This is a genomic window from Rhodoplanes sp. P11 (genome assembly GCF_964266735.1).
In the GTDB taxonomy this organism is placed as follows: domain Bacteria; phylum Pseudomonadota; class Alphaproteobacteria; order Rhizobiales; family Xanthobacteraceae; genus Rhodoplanes; species Rhodoplanes serenus.
Genome location: NZ_CAXWGY010000017.1, coordinates 317,684 through 335,244 on the forward strand (window position 1 = coordinate 317,684; position 17,561 = coordinate 335,244).

A 17,561-nucleotide genomic window follows, 5' to 3' on the forward strand; every position below is an offset into this window, starting at 1 on the left:
AGTGAGGTCTCTTGTTTGTCCGGGTTCCCATGCGGCTCGCTCGTTCCCTCGTCGTGATTCTCGCCGCGCTGGCGACGTCCGGCTGCATGACGACGCCGCGCCTGTTCGGGCCGCCGGCGCCACCTCCTCCGCCGCCGTCGGTCGATGCCGTGGTCTATGGCGGCCCGGGTCCCGGCGTGGTTCCTGGGCCGTCGCCGGCGGTCGCCGCCGCGCTGGTCAAGGCCGACGATCCCGATCCGCCCTACACGCTCGATTCGGGTGACCGGCTGCGCGTCGTGGTCTACGGCCAGGACGGCCTCACCAACACCTACGCGGTGGATGCCTCGGGCCGCATCACCATGCCGCTGATCGGCGCCGTCCCGGCGCGCGGCCGCACCACCGCGGACCTGTCGCGGGTGATCGCGGCCCGGCTGCGCGACGGCTACCTGCGCGAGCCCCATGTCGCCGTCGAGGTCGACACCTACCGGCCGTTCTTCATCCTCGGCGAGGTGAGCTTCCCGGGCCAGTATCCGTTCGTCGCCCACATGACGGCCGAGACCGCGGTGGCGATCGCCGGCGGCTTCACGCCGCGCGCCTATCGCTACGAGGTGGAGATCACCCGCCCGACCCCGCAGGGGCCGGTGCGTCTCAAGGGGCCGACGATGATGCCGGTGCGGCCGGGCGACACCGTGGCGATCTCCGAACGCTGGTTCTGATACGAGATCCGGCTGATCAGTTCGGTGGTCGTTCCGGAAGCCGCGAAGCGGCTATCCGGAACCCAGCCGAAAGCTCCAAGTTTGCTGCTGGATTCCGGGCTCGCCGCTGCGCGGCGCCCCGGAATGACGCGAACCGATCACCCGCAAACAGTTGAGAGCCGTTCGGACGGTTCAGCGCAATGCGTGGGGCGAGCGTCGCCGTGGCTTCAGCGGTGATGCACCGCGAGCCAGACGGTGGCCTGCTCCGGATCGGTCGCCTCGACCCGGTGCCTGACATGCGGCGGGATGTGGACGTAGTCGCCGGGCGCCAAGGCCCGCGGCGTCGCCTCGCTCTCGAACCGCAGCGTGGCCGAGCCGCTCAGCAGCACCACCCATTCGGCCCAGCCCTGATCGTACCAAAAGCCCGGCGGGCTCGCCTGCCCATGCGAGACGATGCGCTCGATGCGCAGGTCGGGGGTCGCCAGGAGGGTGGCGATCGTCTCCGCGTCGCGCCGCGGCCGGATGCCGGCGAACAGGTTTCCGCTGCTGATCATGCGGGTCTCCGAGCTCCGGCGCGATAAAAGCGGCCGGGCGGGCGGACGCGGCCGACCGGCGCCCTGTGCGGTGTCGCGATCCGGGGCTCCGGCTCCGCGCTCCGGCTCCTGCGCGGAACAGGGCTCCGGCCCGGCCGTTTCACGGTGAGCCAAAGCAGCGGCCGTGTCCATCGGATGTCGTGTGGATCGGACGTCGTATTCCATCGCGGGCCGGGTCAGGAGGCGCATGTCGATCACCGCCTTCATCCTCGGCCGGCCGCTCGCCAACCAGGAGCAGGCGGGCCGCAAGGTCGGCCTGCCGACCGGCATTCCCACCATCGGGCTCGGCGCCTTCGGGTCACCCGCCTACGGGCCGGAGGCGGCGCTCCTGGCACTGGCCCCGCTCGGCGTGGCCGGGCTCGGCGTGTTCGCGGTCGTGCAGGGCGCCGTGGTGGTGCTGCTCCTGCTCTTGTGGTCGACCTTCCGCCGCGCGGTGGCCGCGTTCCCCGACAGCGGCGGCGCCTACACGGTGGCCCGCACGACGCTCGGGCGCGGCGGCGGGCTGCTGGCGGCCGCCGTCCTGCTGCTCGACTACGTCCTCAACGTCGCGGTCGGCATCTCGGCCGGGATCGCCGCCCTGGTCTCGGCGGTGCCGACGCTCGCCCCCTACCGCCTGACGCTGTGCCTCGCGGTGCTGGGCGGGCTGACGCTCGTCAACCTGCGCGGCACGCTCGATGCCGGCCGGCTGTTCGTGGGGCCGACGCTGGCGTTCCTGGCCTGCCTCGCCGTGGTGATCGCCGCCGGCGCGACCGTCGTCCTGACGGGCGGCGGCGAGCCGGGTGCGGCGGCATCGGCGCCATCGCCCGCCGCCACGGCGGTTCCATGGACGACGGTGCTCGTCGCCTATGCGGTCGCATGCAGCGGGCTGACCGGCATCGAGGCGGTCGGCAACAGTGTCGATACGTTCCGCTCTCCGGCGGTGCGCATGGCGCGGCGGGCGCTCGCCGTGGTGGTGCTGGTGCTCGCCGTCGTGCTCGCCGCCCTGGCTTGGCTGGTGCCGGCGCTCGGCCTCACTGCCGTACCGCAGGCCGACCCCGCCTATCGCAGCCTGCTGTCGCAGCTCGCCGTCGTGGCGGTCGGCGAGGGCGCGCTCTACTACATCAGCATGGCGCTGCTGCTCTGTGTGCTTGTGCTGTCGGCGCACACGAGCTTCGTCGGGCTGCCGGGCTTCGTCCGCCTGGTGGCGGCGGATGGCTGGCTGCCGCGGCCTTTCGCGGTGCTCGGGCGGCGGCTGGTGCTGACTGTCGGTGTGCTGGTGCTGGCCGGCACCGCGGGGGCGCTGCTGATCGCCTTCGACGGCGTCACCGACCGGCTGGTGCCGCTGTTCGCGGCCGCCGCCCTCACGGTGTTCCTGCTGGTGCAGGCCGGCATGGTGGTGCACGGCCTGCGGGTCGCGCGGCGGCTCGGGACACGGCGGTGGCGGGTGCGCGGGGCGGCGTGGTCGCGCATCGCGATCGACGGCGTCGGCGGACTTGCCACCACGGTCGCCCTGGCGGTCACGCTGGTCGCCTGGTTCACCGCCGGCGTCTGGATCGTGCTGGTGCTGGTGCCGCTGCTGATCGGGCTGTTCGTGGCGGTGCGGCGCTACTATGCGGGGCTGGACCGGGCGTTGCGCGATCCCGGGCCGCTCGACGCCGCGGCGCTGGCGCCGCCCATCGTGCTGGTGGCCACCGAGGATCGCAGCCGGCTGGTCGACCGGGCGCTGGCCTTCGCGCTGGCGATCTCGCCCGACGTGTGGGCGGTCCATCTGGTGGCCCTGGAGGGGCCGGGCTCCGAGGAGAAGGCGCGGCTGCTGCGCGACACCTGGGCGGACGATGTCGAGGCGCCGGCCCGGGCGGCCGGCCGCCGGCCGCCGCGGCTCGTCACCGTGAGCGCGCCGTACCGGCAGGTCTGGGTGCCGCTGCTCGATCTCGTCGATCAGCTCGCCGCCGAGCATCCCGACCGCACCATCGCGGTGCTGACGCCCGAGCTGGTGAAGCAGCACTGGTGGCAATACCCGCTGCACACCCTGCGGGCCAGGCGCATGCGCGCCGGGCTGCTCCGCCACGGCGGCTCACGCCTGGTGGTGATCAGCGTGCCGTGGTACCGCGAGGAGCCCGAGCGGGACGAGCCGCGGCCCGGCGGCGTCGCTGCTCAGACGGCCCGCCCCAGCCAGGCGGCGATCTCGTCGTGATGACGGACGAGATAATGGCGGAACCACACCGCATAGGCGTCCGGATGCGCGGCCTGGTCGGCGGCGAGGCGATCGAACGGCACCCAGGCGAATTCGCTCACCTCGTCGGGGGCTGGTGCGACCGGCCCGTCCCAGATGCCGCCGAAGACATGCACCAGCTCGTCCTCGATGAAGCCGTTCTCCAGCGTGGCGCGATAGTGCGTGGTGAACAGCGGCTTGAGCGGGCAGGTGAAGCCCATCTCCTCGGGCAGCCGCCGCTGCGCCGCCGCGAGCGTCGTCTCGCCCGGCCGCGGATGGCTGCAACAGGTGTTCGCCCACAGTCCGCCGGAGTGGTACTTGGCCGGGTTTCGCCGCTGCACCAGGATGTCGCCCTGGCGGTTGCGCACCAGCACCGAGATGGCGCGGTGCGGCAGGCCGCGGCGATGCACCTCGGTCTTGCCGGCGGTTCCGACCGGGCGGTCGTCGGCGTCGACCAGGATGATCTGCTCCTCGATCTCGCGCTCGGCGATCACGTCGGCCGGCATAATGCGGTCTCCGGCATGATGTTGTCTTTCTTTTGCGGGGCGCCCGCGGCGGGGGCCGCGGTCCGGCGCCTCAGCGCGCGGCAGTATAGGCGACGCGCGGGAGGCGCAACAACCGGGGCCTGCCGCTGCCGCCGTGGTCATGGAAACGGCCGGCGGAGCCGGCCGTCGCTTCGCTCGATCCTGAGACGGACGTGAGCCTCGAAGGCCGCGCCGTCACACCGCGGCGGTGATCCACTGCTGGAGCTTCGCCTTGGGGGCGGCGCCGACCTGGCGCGACGACAGCTCGCCGTTCTTGAACAGCATCAGGGTCGGAATCGACATGATGTTGTACTGCGCCGCGATCTTCGGGTTCTCGTCCACGTTGAGCTTGACGATCTTCACCTTGTCGCCCATCTGGCCGGCGATCTCCTCGAGAGCCGGCGCGATCATACGGCAGGGGCCGCACCACTCGGCCCAGAAGTCGACCACGACGGGCTTGTCCGACTTCAGCACCTCGGCCTCGAAGTCCTGATCGGAAACCTTGGTCACGCCCATGCCATACCTCTTGTGTTGCGATCCGGGCTGGAACGTATGAATGCGGCCGGGATGCGTCAAGGCGCCGCCCCGCCGGGCGCGAGCCCGAGCGCCGCCAGCGCGGCGCTGCGGTCGCGCTCCGAAAGCTCCATCGGAACAGCGGTCTCGGTCCACACCAGCACGGTTCGCACCGGCCGGTCGGGCCACACCTGCGCCAGCACGGCGGCATAGAGGGCGAGCTGGGCCACATAGCCGGCCGGCGCCTCGGCGGCCCGGCGGGGCGGCGCCCGGTCGGTCTTGAAGTCGGCGATCAGCACCGCCTCGGGGGTCACCACCAGGCGATCGACCTGGCCCGAGACCGCGAACAGCGAGCCGTCGCGGCGGACGAGCCGGCCGACGATGGGCACCTCGGCGCGGCTGTCCGGGCCGAACAGCAGGGCGAATCGCGGGTCGTCGACGATCGCCAGGGTCTCGGCGGCGAGGCGATCGCGGGCCGCGCCGTCGAGCGCGGGTGCGTTGCGGGCGAGCATCGCGGCGGCGGCCTCGGCGCGTCGCGCCGGCACCACGTCGGGCAGCGATTGCAGCAGGCGATGGACGAGCCGGCCCCGCGCCCGCCCGGCCGCGCGGGTGGCGGCATCGGCGCCGCCTCCGCCGCGGTTGGCTGCTCGTGGGGAGGCCGCATGGGCGCGCGACGGCGACAGCGTCGCCATCGCGGCTTGGGCGGCCGGCGCGGTGCGCAGCCAAGCGGGCTCGGGCGGCTCCGGCGCGGACTGGGCGGGCGCCGCGATCGCCGGCGGGGCCTCGGCCGCGGCCTTGCGGAATACCAGCACCGGCGCGTCGTGTCCCTCGACCTCGGTGGTGACGATCTCGGGGCGGCCGCCCAGATGCGTCGTGATCAGCTCGTGCCAGCAGCGGGCCGGCGGCTTCTGCTTGCCGGCGCAACCGCAGACGATCAGCCGATGGGCGGCGCGCGTCATCGCCACGTAGAGGAGCCGCCGGTACTCGTCCTCGGCGTCGCGGGCGGCGGCGGCGCGGGCATCGGCGAGCGCCGGTGCGTCGCTGTCCTTGCGGCCGGCCCAGACGAGCGCCCCCGGCGTGCCGGGCGCCGCAGCCGGGTCGGGCGCCAGCGTCAGCAGGCGCGGTGGCCGCGGCCCGGCCGGCGGCTGGGTGGTGTCGGCCAGGAAGACGAGCGGCGCTTCGAGGCCCTTGGCGCCGTGCACGGTCATCACCCGCACCTCGTCGCGGGTGATCTCCATGTCGCGCTTGATCTCGCTCTCGGCGGCCCGCAGCCAAGCGACGAAGCCTTGCAGCGACGGCGTCTCGCGCCGCTCGAAGTCGAGCGCCAGCGCCAGGAACTCGTCGAGCGCGTCGTTCGCCTCGCGGCCGAGCCGGGCGAGGATGCGGCGGCGGCCGCCCTCGGCGCCGAGCAGCCACGAGAAGAGGCCGAACGGCCCCTGCCGCCGCGCCGCCTCGGCGCAGCGGTCGAGCCGGGCGGCGGCCTCGGCGAACTCCGGCCGCGTCGTCGCGTGGCGCCGCAGCGCGCCCCACAGGCTGCCGCGGCGGCCGTGCGCAAGCGCGAACAGGAGATCGTCGTCGAAGCCGAACAGCGGGCTCTTGAGCGCGATGGCGAGGGCGAGATCGTCGGCGTGCAGCAGCAGCGCGTCGGCGAGCGCCAGCAGGTCGACGATGGCGACGTGCTCGCCGAGCGCGAGGCGGTCGGCGCCGGCGACCGGCACCTTGGCTTCTTCGAGGGCGCGGATGATGGCGGTGAACATCGGGCCGCGCTGGCGCACCAGCACCAGCACGTCGCCCGCCGTCAGCGGCCGCGGCTCGGGGCCGGCGGGCTCGCCGCGGTCGATCATGTCGCGGATGGTGCGGGCGATGCGACGCGCCAGCCGCTCCCGCGGGCTGGTCTCGAGGGTGGCGTCGAACGGCGCCTCCCAGCCCTCCATCTCGCGGGTGGGCTCTGCCGGCATCAGCGGCCACAGCTCGACGACACCGGGGGCCGCGTCCGGCAGCGGCTCGTGCGGCGGCACGCCGTCGGTGTCCGAGGTGACGCTCGCATACATCTCGCGGGCCGCGAACACCGCATCGACGGCGCCGAGCACGCTGGCGCCGGAGCGGAACGAGAACTTGAACTCGCGCGCCCTGAAATCGAGGCCGCCGGCCCGGTGGGCGGCGGCGAAATGCTGCCGCATGCGGGCGAACTCGCGCGGCACGGCGCCCTGGAACGAGAAGATCGACTGCTTCTCGTCACCGACCGCGAAGATGCTGCGGCGTGTGGTGCGGGCGCCGGCCCCGGCCGTGAACTCGGCGACGAGGTGGCGGATGATCTCCCACTGCTTCGGGCTGGTGTCCTGCGCCTCGTCGACCAGGACATGGTCGATGGCGCGGTCGAGCTTGTAGTGCACCCAGCCGGGCGGCGTGCGGGCGAGAAGATCGAGCGTCTTGTCGATCAGGTCGTCGTAGTCGAGCAGGCCGCGGCGGTTCTTCTCGGCTGTGGTGCGATCGATCACCGCGGTGGCGAGTGTCAGCAGGGCGGCGGTGCGATCCCGGCAGGCGACGGCGCAGCGCCGCTCCAGCAGGGCGACGATGCGCTCGCGCTCACGGTCCAGCCGCTCGGCCAGCGCCGGATATGTCTTGGCGAGCGCCGCGGTGATCACGCTCTTGCGCGGCGCGCGGTCGCCGGTGAGGAACACGTCGAGATAGGATTCGACACGGTCGCGGCCGGTCGCCGCCGCGGCGGCGGAGAGCCGCGCGCACTGCTTCTGATCGTTGGCCGAGCTGGCCCGGCACAGCTCCGCCACCGCGCCCCACTCGGACGGCGGGAACAGCGGCCCCTCGACGATCGCCTTGTCGATATCGGCGACGCTCTCGTCGGCGGCGACGCCGAGCGTGGCGGAGAGGCCGGCGATGGCGGCGTCGAGCCCGCCCGCGGCGGCGATCCACGCGGTGAGATCGTGGCGGCGGAACACCGTCTCGCGCACCAGGTCCCGCAAGGTCTGATCCGCCGCGGCGGCGAGCGCCGCCGTCAGGGCACGGCCGAGCGGCCCGTCGGGCGCCGCCGTGGCGTCGAGCATCACGGCGAGCGTCGCGCGGTCGAGCAGCTCGTCGGTCGCCCGCTCGTCCAGCACGGCGAAGTGGGCCGGCACCGCCGCCTCGAACGGGAAGCGTTGCAGCAGGCGGGTGCAGAAGGCGTGGATGGTCTCGACCTTGAGGCCGCCCGGGGTGTCGAGCGCCGCCGCGAACAGCGTCCTCGCCTGCGCCCGAGTGGCGGCCGTGATGGTCGTGACGCCGAGCGCGCAGAGCTTCGCGTCCAGCGCCTCGTCGTCGAGCGCGATCCAGCCGGCGAGCTGGCCGAACACGCGGTCCGCCATGTTGGCGGCCGCCGCCTTGGTGAAGGTGATGCAGAGGATCTTCGCCGGGTCGACACCGGCGAGCAGCAGCCGGATCACCCGCTGGGCCAGCACATGCGTCTTGCCGGAGCCGGCATTGGCCGACACGAAGGCCGAGACGGCCGGATCGGCGACCTCGGTCTGCACGGCCGTCATGGCCGGAGGAACGGTCTTCACACGACTCATCGGCGCGTTACCGTGGGGCCTGGAAGCAGGCGCGGTCGTCATTCCCCGTCTCCCTCGCCGGCCGACCATTCCTTGACGCGGGCAAGATCGTCGTAGGTGCCGTAGCGGGCCTTCCACATCGACAGCACCAGCGAGCGGTACGGCATGATCTCGTCGTCGAAGGCGTGCACCAGCGTGGTCAGCTTGGCGAACGCCCGGTCGGCGGCGGCGTCCGCCGTCTCGATCTTGAAGTCGATGGGGCAGACCTCGCCGGCCGGCTCGCCGCCGCCGAGCCGCACATGGGTCAGCTCGGCGAGCGACAGCCCGCCCGGCACGCCTGCCGCCACGAAGCCGCCCCGGCGCAGCATGGCGGCCTCCAGCGTGAGCTGCGGGGCGAGACCGAGCCGCACCTGCTTGTCGGACGGCGGCTGCCCGGTCTTGAAGTCGAGCAGCGCGACGCGGCCGTCGGCCAGGCGCTCGACGCGGTCGGCGCGCGCGGTGAGGCGGAAGTGGCGGTCGCCGTCGAGCGGGATGGCGATCTCGCCGCCGATCTCGGGATGGAGCGCGACGAGGCCGGCACGGCGCTCGTGCTCGAAGCCGACGAACCAGCGGGCGATCGCCACGAAGCGCGGCCACCAGAAGGCGCGCGCCTCCGGGGTGTCGTCGAGCGCCGCGAAGGCGTCGCGCCCGCAGGCGAGCAGGGCGGCGAGCGGATCGTCCGGCAGCCGCTCGGCGTGGGCGGTCGCGAACGCCGCGATGGCGCCGTGAATGGCGGTGCCGCGGTCCTTGACGCCGGGCGGCAGGTCGACCGGATCGAGCGGGGCGAGCCGCAGGATATGCTTGGCATAGATGGTGTAGGGATCGCGCAGCCAGTGCTCGATCTCGGTCACCGAGAGGCGCAGCGGGCGGGCGTCGCGCGGCGGCTTCGGCTCCGGGCGGGGGACGCGGCGCGGCGGCCCCTCCGGCCGGTCGAGCCGGCGGGCGAGCGCCAGCCACGTCGCGCCGCGCGCGACCGCTTCGCCCCAGCCCGGGCCGGCGACGGCGGCGAGCCGCTGGAGGAAGCGCGACGGGCCGGCCGGGGCGCCGCCGAGCTTGGCGGGGCGGGTCAGCACCACCTCGGGGGCGCTGCCGGCGAGCTGGGCGAAGTCGTGCGCCGAGAGGCCGATGCGGCGCTCCGGCAGGTCGAGCCCGAGCGCGTGGCGCATGCCGCGGCTCAGCCACGGGTCGGAGGTCGGTGCCGGCGGCCACACCCCCTCGGCGAGACCGCCGAGCACCAGCCGATCCACCGTGACGAGCCGCGCCTCCAACAGCCCGAGGATCTGGAGGCGGCTGTCGCCGGCCGTCGGGGGCGGCCGCACGACGCGGTCGGCGAGAACCGTGCTGAACAGCTCGGCATAGTCGTCCGCCGCGACCGGCACGGCTTCGGCGGCGTCCTCCTCGGCGAGGCTTTCGAACACGTCGGCGAGCGCGGTGCCGTCGGCCTCCTCGAAGGCGGTCACGAGACCGTCGGCCTCGGCGGCGAGCGCCGCGACGACGGCGCGATGCGCCGCCGCGAGCGTCCGCAGCGACACCGGCCGGCGGCCGGCGGTGAGCGCTTCGAGCGGTGCCAGCGCGGCGGCCAGGCGCTCGACCAGTGCGGCGGCGTCCGCCACCGCGTCGGCCGGCAGGGCGGCGCGCGGGTCGGCCCGGTGCAGCGGCGACGGCTCGCCGGCCCGCAGGGCGGCCAGCGCCTTGCCGATCGAGGCGACCGCGCGGGCGAGGCCGGCGGTGCCGGGTCGCGGTCGCGGCCCGCGCAGCACGGCACGCTCCAGTGCCGCGACGGCGCGGGCATGCTCCGCCTCGCCGCGGCCGAGCCGCGCCAGCGGATGCTTGAGCAGCGCCAGCAGCGGCACCGGGGCGACGCCGCCCAGCGCCGTCTCGGCGGCCAGGCGGGCGAACACGCCGGCCGGCGCCTCGGCGAGCGGCACGCCGCCGCTGTCGGCCGCGGCGACGCCCCAGCGGGCGAGGGCGGCCGCCACCCGGCGGGCCAGCGCCCGGTCGGGCGTCGCCAGCGCGGCGGTGCGGCCGGGGGTCTCCAGCGCCTCGCGCAGCACCACGGCGATCGCCAGCGCCTCCTCCTCGGCGGTCGCCGCCTCGATCACCGACAGGCCGGCGAGCGCGGAGCCGATCACCGCCGCGACGGCGGGGTCGGTCAGCCGGGCGCGCCAGCGGTCGGTGGTGGCGGCGGGGCGCAGCGCCTCGGAGAGCAGCACGGCGCGGTCGTGCGCGGGTGGCGAGCCGAGCCGCACCACGTCGCCGCGATCGAGCCCCATCAGCGCGAGCAGCCCGTGCAGGGCGAACTGCGGGTGGCCGCATTCGGGCTCCGGCGGCGCGCCGGCGGGCACGGCGCCGGCCACCGTCGTCGGTGCGGCAGGCGCGATGGCGTCCCACGACGGCGCGTCCAGCGCGGTGTCGAGGCCGGGCAGCACCACGGCGCCGTGCGGCAGCCGGGCCACCGTGGCGATGAAGCGGGCGGTCGCCGGCATCGAGCCGGTGGAGCCGGCGACGATCACCGGGCCATCCGTCATGGCCGTGACACGCGCGGCCTCGGCGGAGATCAGCAGGTCGCGCCGCGCCGACGGCTCGATGGTGCCGCGCGCCGTCAGGATCTCCGGCCACGCCTCGCGGGCGACCGCCAGGAACCGCAGGGTCAGGCCCCAATAGGCGTCGTGCTCGGCCGGCACCAGCCCGTCGAGGGCCGACCACGGCACGCCCCGGGTGGTCATGTCGTCGATCAGGCGGGCGAGCTGGTCCGCCATGGCGAGCGCCGCCCCCGGGGTGTCGACCACCATCGGCGGGTCGCCGGGCCGCGCCGGCCGCAGGTCGGGCGACTGCGCCCAGGCAAGCACCAGCCGGGCGAGGAGAAGCCGGCGCGACAGCGCCGGCAGCGGCGGCGGCAGGTCGACCGCCTCGGCGATCCGCCCCGCGCCAGGGTCGTCGAGGGCATCGGCAGGCTCGTCGGCGGCTCCCGAGAAGGCGATCTCGTCCTCGTCGATGTCGCCGAGGGCGACGATGCGGGGCAGCACCGCGGCGCGGCCGCCGAGGGCGTCGAACAGCGCGTCGCGGGCGATCCGGCAGGCCCGGCGGGTCGGCAGGTAGAGGGTGGCGGCGGCGAGCGCCATGGGATCGCGGGCGCCGGCGAAGCCGGGCACCAGCCGGCCGTCCAGCAGCGCTGCCGCGAGCGTCGGCAGGAACGGCACGGCGGCCGGAATGGTGAAGACGCGGGACGACGGCATGCCCCATCATAACGGATTCGCTCCGGGGCCTGGCAGGAAGCCTGCATCGCGGCGCCGCCCCGGCGGCTCTCCTTGTGCCTGCGCCGGCTTGCGACTAGTGTGCCCGTGGTCCCGGGCCTTCGGCCCGGCCCCGTCCCGGAACGGTAGATTTTCCAGAGCTTTGCTCGACCGGCCGGCGGCTCGGCCGACGCCTGCGGGGCGGTCGGCGCGGGCCGTCACCCGATCGGCGAGGCAGCGAGAGGACCGTGCAGTACATCTCCACCCGCGGCGAGGCGCCGCCCCTCGGCTTCATGGACGTCACCCTCGCCGGCCTCGCCCGCGACGGCGGCCTGTACGTTCCCGAGACCTGGCCCCGGCTCGACGATGCGACCATCGCGGGCTTCGCCGGACGCCCTTATGCGGAGGTCGCCGCCGAGGTGATCCAGGCGTTCACCGGCGACACGCTCGGCACCGCCGATCTCGCCCGCATGGTGCGCGAAGCCTACGGCACCTTCCGCCACCCGGCCGTGGCGCCGCTCGTCCAGCTCGCGCCCGGCACCTTCGTGCTGGAGCTGTTCCATGGGCCGACGCTGGCCTTCAAGGACCTCGCCATGCAGGTCCTCGCCCGGCTGATGGACCATGCGCTGGCGGCGCGCGGCGCCCGCTCCACCATCGTGGTGGCGACCTCGGGCGACACCGGCGGCGCCGCCGTCGAGGCGTTCCGCGGCTCCGCCCAGGCGGATCTCTTCGTGCTCTATCCGCAGGGGCGCGTCTCCGACGTCCAGCGCCGGATGATGACCACGGTGGCGGCCGACAACGTCCATGCGCTCGCGATCGAGGGCACCTTCGACGACTGCCAGGCGATCGTGAAGGCGCTGTTCAACGACCACGCCTTCCGCGACGGCGTGCAGCTCTCCGGCGTCAACTCGATCAACTTCGCCCGCATCACCGCCCAGGTGGTGTACTACTTCGCGGCCGCCGCGGCGCTCGGCGGGCCGCACCGCAAGGTCGCCTTCGCGGTGCCGACCGGCAATTTCGGCGACGTCTTCGCCGGCTACGTGGCGGCCCGCATGGGCCTGCCGATCGATCGGTTGCTGGTCGCCACCAACGTCAACGACATCCTGGCCCGCACCCTCGCCACCGGGCTCTACCAGGTGCGCGACGTGGTGCCGACCACCTCGCCCTCGATGGACATCCAGGTTTCGTCGAACTTCGAGCGGCTGCTGTTCGAGGCGTGCGAGCGCGACCCCAAGCCGGTGCGGGCCGCCATGGCGGCGCTCGGCCGCAACGGCTCGTTCTCGGTGACGTCGCGGGCGCTCGGCGCCATGCGGGCGCAGTTCTCGGCCGATCGCGCCGGCGAGGAGGAGGTGGCCGCCACCATCCGCACGGTGCGGCGCGAGGCCGGCTATCTGCTCGATCCGCACACCGCGGTCGCCATGGCGGTGGCCGAGAAGGAGCCGCGCGATCCCGCGGTGCCGATGGTGGTGCTGTCCACCGCCCACCCGGCCAAGTTCCCGGACGCCGTCGCGGCGGCCTGCGGGGTCCGCCCGGCGCTGCCCGAGTGGCTCGCCGATCTCGAGTCCCACCCCGAACGGGAGACCGCGCTGCCCGCCGACCAGGCCGCCGTCGCCCACTTCATCCGCACCCACAGCCGCGCCGCCGCCGGTGGCGCAGGAGCAGCCGCATGACGGTCCAGGTGTCGCGTCTCCCGTCCGGACTGGTGGTCGTCACCGACGACATGCCGCATCTCGAGACCGCCTCGCTCGGCGTCTGGGTGAACTGCGGGAGCCGGCACGAGCGGCCCAACGAGCACGGCATCTCCCACTTCCTCGAGCACATGGCGTTCAAGGGCACCGAGACGCGCTCGGCCCGCCGAATCGCCGAGGAGATCGAGGCGGTCGGCGGTGATCTCAACGCCGCCACCGGCGTCGAGGTGACCGCCTACTACGCCCGCATGCTGCGCCGCGACGTGCCGCTGGCGCTCGAGGTGCTGGCCGACATCCTCTCGCACCCCAAATTCGACGTCGACGAGATCGCCCGCGAGTGCAACGTCATCATCCAGGAGATCGGCGCCCTGGAGGATACCCCCGACGATCTGGTGTTCGACTTCCTCCAGGCGACCGCCTATGCGGACCAGCCGGTCGGCCGCTCGATCCTCGGCACCCCGGACACCGTGCGGTCGCTCGACGGGGCGATGCTGCGCGACTACCTGGCCCGCAACTACCGCGCGCCCGGCACCGTGGTGGCGGCCGCCGGCGCGGTCGATCACGACGCCCTGGTGGACGACGTCGCGCGCCTGTTCGCGGGCTTCTCGGGGCCGGCGTCCGGCTCGCCCGAGCCGGCCCGCTTCCGCGGCGGCGTCCATGTGGAGGGGCGCGACCTGGAGCAGGCGCACCTCGCCGTCGCCCTCGAAGGCGTGCCGCAGCGCGACCCCAGCCTCTACAGCCTCCAGGTTTTCACCAACGTGCTCGGCGGCGGAATGTCGTCCCGCCTGTTCCAGGAGGTCCGCGAGACGCGCGGCCTCTGCTACTCGATCTACTGCTTCCACTCGCCCTATGCGGACACGGGCCTGTTCGGCCTCTATGCCGGGACCGACGCGGCCGACGCCCAGGAGCTGATGCGGGTGGTGGTCGACGAGATGGAGGGGGCGGCCGAGACCCTCAGCGAGGCGGAGGTGGCCCGCGCCAAGGCGCAGATGAAGACCGGGCTTCTGATGGCGCTGGAGAGCTCCGGCGCGCGGGCCGAGCAGCTCGCCCGCCAGATCATCATTCACGACCGGGTGATGCCGATCGACGAGATCGTCGCCCGCGTCGACGCCGTGACGGTGGAAAGCGCCCGCGCCGCCGGTCGTGCCCTGCTGGCGCGCTCGCGGCCCGCGGTGGCGGCGCTCGGACCCGGCGGACTTGAATCGGCGGCGGCGATCGCCGAAAGTCTGGCCCTGAAGGTGGCGTGATCCGGCGCGCCGGCGCCTGCCGACGCGGACATGCCGCGCCGCGTTCTCCGCCCGGAGCCGCGGCGGTGCGACTCGTCCGACCAACGCCGTCGCGCCGCCCGCCGGTCCGGCCGGGCGAGCGTCGCGCGGGCGGGACGGACGTCGTCGACTTGGAACTGGCGAGTTGGAAGCGGCCGTGGCCGGCACTGGTGCAGGCCGTCGCCGACATCGAAACGCCATTGCGCCGCCCGACACAGGCTCGACCCCCCAGGTTCGAGCCGAGACGATTCGAACGATCCGACGCCCTCGACGCGGACCGACACGACCCGGACACGGAGACGAGTTGGACCATGGCGTTCTTCCGCACCGCGAGCCTGCCCGAGCCGGCCGGGATCATCGAGGGCAAGGGCGTGTTTCTGCGGCCGCCCACCATGGCGGATTTCGACGAGTGGGCGGCCCTGCGCGAGCAGAGCCGCGCTTTCCTGACCCCGTGGGAGCCGACTTGGCCGATGGACGACCTCACCCGCGGGGCGTTTCGGCGGCGGCTGCGGCGCTACGCTGAGGATCAGCGGGCCGACCAGTCCTATGCGTTCCTGATCTTCCGCAGTGCCGACCGGGCGCTGGTCGGGGGGCTGACGCTCGCCAATGTGCGGCGCGGCGTCGCCCAGGCCGGCAGCATCGGCTATTGGATGGGGGCGCCGTTCGCCCGGCGCGGGTTCATGAGCGCGGCGGTGCGGGCGCTCGTCCCCCATGCGTTCTCGGCCCTGCGGCTGCACCGGCTGGAGGCGGCCTGCATCCCGACCAACACGGCCTCGATGCGGCTGCTCGAATCGTGTGGTTTCCAGCGCGAGGGCTACGCGCGACGATACCTCTGCATCAATGGTCTGTGGCAGGATCACCTTCTCTATGCCCGCCTGAAGGACGACCCGCCGCCGGACTGAGGAGAGCTGCCGGGCGATGATTGCTCGGGGCGGAGGCGGGGCGCCATGGGGGCGCCATGGTTCGGCGGGAAGAGAGTGTTTCGACGAGTGGGGTTAGGGTGGACAGCATGGTGGCGCGAGCGGGGCAGGGCAGGAGGTGGCGAGCGGGCCACCTGGTCGGCGGCCTGATGGGCCTGCTGATGGCCGGGACACTCGGCGCGTGCTCGTCGACCGACGAGTTCTTCAACGGCCAGCCGGCGCCGCCCGACAAGTCGTCGGGCTTCGCCGACCGCTTCCGCAGCCTGTTCGGCAGCGGCACCGAGGCGCGCGCCGAGGCGACGCCCGGCCAGGCGGGCGCGGGCGGCGCGGGCGCCGCCGGCTCGACCCTGTCGACCCTCGACGTCGACTGTCCGGGGATCGATATCCGCCAGGGCGCCGGCACCCTCCAGACCAATGCGCCGGGCGCCGACAGCGCCATGGCGCTGCGCTATCAGGCGACCTTCGGGCGGACGGCGCGCCAGTGCTCGGTCGCCGCCGGCACGCTGTCCATCAAGGTCGGGGTTCAGGGCCGGCTGATTCTCGGTCCGGCCGGCGGTCCCGGCGAGGCCATGGTGCCGCTGCGCTATGCCCTCGTGAAGGAGGGGATCGAGCCGAAGACCATCTGGTCCAAGCTCTACATGCTGCCCGTGCAGGTGCCGCCCGGCCAGCCCCATGTGCCGTTCACCCATGTGGTCGAGGACATGGCGGTGCCGGTGCCGCCCGCCGCCGAGCTCGACAGCTACGTCATCTATGTCGGCTTCGATCCGCAGGGCGCCGCCCAGGAGAAGAAGCCGGCCCGCAAGCCCCGCCAGGGATAGGTCCGCGAGCCGCGGCAGCAAAGGCCGGCAGCCGCCTTGCGCCCCTCCTCCACTCGTCTCCTGGAGACTGATCCGGGAGGCGCAAGGCGCGCCGCGTCCCGCTCGTACCCGCGGAAGCGGGGACCCAGGAGTCGCAAGGCAACCCGTTGCTTCGAAGACGCTGGAATCACGCTGGCGCGGGACCGATGCCAGCGGCAGCACTCTCGGACTGCATCTTCCGCCCGAAGGTCGGGCACGACGAGTCGACATCAGCAGCCATCGGGATGAGAGAGCATGTCGCGAGGCCTCGTGCCCCGGACGCGGCGCGCAGTGCCGCGAGCCGGGGCCCAGAGCCGCAAACTCCGCAATCGCCGCCCCTGGGTCCCGGGTCTCCGGCGCGTCGCGCCTCCGCTCGGGACACGCGGGCTGCGACCGGATCAGACCAACGGCAGCACTCTCGGACTGCATCCTCCGGCCGAAGGTCGGGCACGGCGAGTCGACATCAGCGGCCATCGGTATGAGAGAGCATGTCGTGAGGGCCTCGTGCCCCGGACGCGGCGCGCAGTGCCGCGGGCCGGGGCCCAGAGCCGCAAGCGCCGTGATCGCCGCCCCTGGGTCCCGGGTCTCCGGCGCGTCGCGCCTCCGCCCGGGACACGCGGGCTGCGACCACAGATCAGACCAACGGCAGCACTCTCGGACCGCATCCTCCGGCCGAAGGTCGGGCACGACGAGTCGACATCAGCAGCCATCGGCATGAGAGAGCATGTCGTGAGCCTCGTGCCCCGGACGCGGCACGCAGCGCCGCGAGCCGGGGCCCAGAGCCGCAAGCGCTGTGATCGCCGCCCCTGGGTCCCGGGTCTCCGGCGCGTCGCGCCTCCGCCCGGGACACGCGGGCTGCGACCACAGATCAGACCAGCGGCAGCACTCTCGGACTGCATCCTCCGGCCGAAGGTCGGGTACGACGACTCGACATCAGCAGCCATCGCGCATGTCTCGGCGTCGCGCGCGGCTCGGCCTCGGGCTACGCACGACACGACGAAAATGCCCGGCACGAGGCCGGGCATCACGGGACGACGTCGGCGTCTGTCCGTCGGTCTCAGTTCAGCCGGGCCGCCAGGCCCTTGATGCCGTCGGCGACGAGCTGGCCGGCGAGCTTGCCTTTGACGGTCTCGGTCAGCAGGGTCTCGGCGGCCGCCACGGCGGCGTCGGCGGCGGCGCTGCGCACGTCGGCGATGGCCTGTGCCTCGGCCTGGGCGATCTTGGTCTCCGCCATCTTGGTGCGGCGGGCCACGAACTCCTCGACCTTGGCCTTGGCCTCGCTCTGGAGGCGCTCACCCTCCGCCTGCGCATTGGCGACGATGGCGGCCGCCTCGGCCTCCGCCTCTTGACGGCGCCGCCGATATTCGGCCAGCAGCGCCTCGGCCTCGGCGCGCAGGCGCTGCGCCTCGTCGAGCTCGGCGCGGATGCGGGCGGTGCGGTCGTCGAGGGCGCCGGCGACGGTCTTGTGGACGCCGAGCTTGAACAGCCCGAGCACCAGCAGCACGAACGCGACGGCGACCCAGAATTCGGCTTCGTACAGCAT

12 protein-coding genes are annotated in these 17,561 nt (G+C 73.8%); 6 read left to right on the forward strand and 6 right to left on the reverse strand.

The features are described 5' to 3' along the window. Nucleotides 1–29: 29 nt before the first annotated feature. Complete coding sequence (locus ACFQUV_RS16000) at nucleotides 30–695, forward strand: polysaccharide biosynthesis/export family protein (protein WP_111386015.1); 666 nt, start codon at nucleotides 30–32, stop codon at nucleotides 693–695. Between the two features lie 206 nt (nucleotides 696–901). Here ACFQUV_RS16000 and ACFQUV_RS16005 read toward each other — a convergent pair whose 3' ends face one another. Beyond that, nucleotides 902–1,228, reverse strand: a complete 327-nt coding sequence (locus ACFQUV_RS16005; RefSeq protein WP_129611661.1) for a cupin domain-containing protein — start codon at nucleotides 1,226–1,228, stop codon at nucleotides 902–904. Between the two features lie 226 nt (nucleotides 1,229–1,454). On the opposite strand from ACFQUV_RS16005, the gene ACFQUV_RS16010 reads away from it, so the two are divergent. After that, on the forward strand, nucleotides 1,455–3,440 hold the full coding sequence (locus ACFQUV_RS16010; protein WP_129611662.1) for an APC family permease: 1,986 nt from the start codon (nucleotides 1,455–1,457) through the stop codon (nucleotides 3,438–3,440). Here ACFQUV_RS16010 and idi read toward each other — a convergent pair. The 4 genes from idi to addB all read right to left on the reverse strand — a co-directional run bounded on the left by idi (nucleotide 3,401) and on the right by addB (nucleotide 11,312). Next, nucleotides 3,401–3,964 carry an isopentenyl-diphosphate Delta-isomerase gene (idi, locus tag ACFQUV_RS16015; RefSeq protein ID WP_129611663.1) on the reverse strand — a complete coding sequence of 188 codons (564 nt, stop codon included), beginning with the start codon at nucleotides 3,962–3,964 and terminating at the stop codon, nucleotides 3,401–3,403. The genes ACFQUV_RS16010 and idi overlap by 40 nt on opposite strands. Nucleotides 3,965–4,177: 213 nt before the next feature. Further along, nucleotides 4,178–4,498: a thioredoxin gene (gene trxA / locus ACFQUV_RS16020; protein ID WP_111388744.1), complete on the reverse strand. Its 321-nt coding sequence runs from the start codon at nucleotides 4,496–4,498 to the stop codon at nucleotides 4,178–4,180. A 56-nt stretch (nucleotides 4,499–4,554) separates the two neighbouring features. Next, nucleotides 4,555–8,058 (reverse strand): double-strand break repair helicase AddA, encoded by a 3,504-nt coding sequence (gene addA / locus ACFQUV_RS16025; protein ID WP_129611664.1) that lies wholly within the window; start codon nucleotides 8,056–8,058, stop codon nucleotides 4,555–4,557. Nucleotides 8,059–8,096: 38 nt separating this feature from the next. After that, nucleotides 8,097–11,312 carry a double-strand break repair protein AddB gene (addB, locus tag ACFQUV_RS16030; RefSeq protein ID WP_129611665.1) on the reverse strand — a complete coding sequence of 1,072 codons (3,216 nt, stop codon included), beginning with the start codon at nucleotides 11,310–11,312 and terminating at the stop codon, nucleotides 8,097–8,099. A 245-nt stretch (nucleotides 11,313–11,557) separates the two neighbouring features. Here addB and thrC point away from each other — a divergent pair, with 245 nt between their 5' ends. From thrC to ACFQUV_RS16050, 4 genes are all read left to right on the forward strand, one after another. Further along, entirely contained in the window at nucleotides 11,558–12,979 is a 1,422-nt protein-coding gene (gene thrC, locus ACFQUV_RS16035) for a threonine synthase (protein ID WP_129611666.1), read from the forward strand. Beyond that, the gene (locus ACFQUV_RS16040; RefSeq protein WP_129611667.1) at nucleotides 12,976–14,244 is read left to right on the forward strand and encodes a pitrilysin family protein; all 1,269 of its coding nucleotides are present in this window, start codon (nucleotides 12,976–12,978) and stop codon (nucleotides 14,242–14,244) included. Before thrC ends, ACFQUV_RS16040 begins: the two co-directional genes overlap by 4 nt. Before the next feature lie 329 nt (nucleotides 14,245–14,573). Beyond that, the gene (locus ACFQUV_RS16045) at nucleotides 14,574–15,164 is read left to right on the forward strand and encodes a GNAT family N-acetyltransferase (RefSeq protein WP_129611668.1); all 591 of its coding nucleotides are present in this window, start codon (nucleotides 14,574–14,576) and stop codon (nucleotides 15,162–15,164) included. A gap of 107 nt (nucleotides 15,165–15,271) precedes the next feature. Next, complete coding sequence (locus tag ACFQUV_RS16050; protein ID WP_129611669.1) at nucleotides 15,272–16,000, forward strand: hypothetical protein; 729 nt, start codon at nucleotides 15,272–15,274, stop codon at nucleotides 15,998–16,000. Between the two features lie 1,075 nt (nucleotides 16,001–17,075). Here ACFQUV_RS16050 and ACFQUV_RS16055 read toward each other — a convergent pair. Continuing rightward, nucleotides 17,076–17,561, reverse strand: a complete 486-nt coding sequence (locus ACFQUV_RS16055) for an ATP F0F1 synthase subunit B (RefSeq protein WP_129611670.1) — start codon at nucleotides 17,559–17,561, stop codon at nucleotides 17,076–17,078.

What these genes read in the sequence shown, in the direction of transcription:
- idi (WP_129611663.1), bottom strand. Translation starts at nt 3,964, where the DNA reads ATGCCGGCCGACGTGATCGCCGAGCGCGAGATCGAGGAGCAGATCATC.
- ACFQUV_RS16005 (WP_129611661.1), bottom strand. Translation starts at nt 1,228, where the DNA reads ATGATCAGCAGCGGAAACCTGTTCGCCGGCATCCGGCCGCGGCGCGAC.
- addA (WP_129611664.1), bottom strand. Translation starts at nt 8,058, where the DNA reads ATGAGTCGTGTGAAGACCGTTCCTCCGGCCATGACGGCCGTGCAGACC.
- ACFQUV_RS16010 (WP_129611662.1), top strand. Translation starts at nt 1,455, where the DNA reads ATGTCGATCACCGCCTTCATCCTCGGCCGGCCGCTCGCCAACCAGGAG.
- trxA (WP_111388744.1), bottom strand. Translation starts at nt 4,498, where the DNA reads ATGGGCGTGACCAAGGTTTCCGATCAGGACTTCGAGGCCGAGGTGCTG.
- ACFQUV_RS16000 (WP_111386015.1), top strand. Translation starts at nt 30, where the DNA reads ATGCGGCTCGCTCGTTCCCTCGTCGTGATTCTCGCCGCGCTGGCGACG.
- ACFQUV_RS16055 (WP_129611670.1), bottom strand. Translation starts at nt 17,561, where the DNA reads ATGCTGTACGAAGCCGAATTCTGGGTCGCCGTCGCGTTCGTGCTGCTG.
- ACFQUV_RS16040 (WP_129611667.1), top strand. Translation starts at nt 12,976, where the DNA reads ATGACGGTCCAGGTGTCGCGTCTCCCGTCCGGACTGGTGGTCGTCACC.
- addB (WP_129611665.1), bottom strand. Translation starts at nt 11,312, where the DNA reads ATGCCGTCGTCCCGCGTCTTCACCATTCCGGCCGCCGTGCCGTTCCTG.
- ACFQUV_RS16045 (WP_129611668.1), top strand. Translation starts at nt 14,574, where the DNA reads ATGGCGTTCTTCCGCACCGCGAGCCTGCCCGAGCCGGCCGGGATCATC.
- ACFQUV_RS16050 (WP_129611669.1), top strand. Translation starts at nt 15,272, where the DNA reads ATGGTGGCGCGAGCGGGGCAGGGCAGGAGGTGGCGAGCGGGCCACCTG.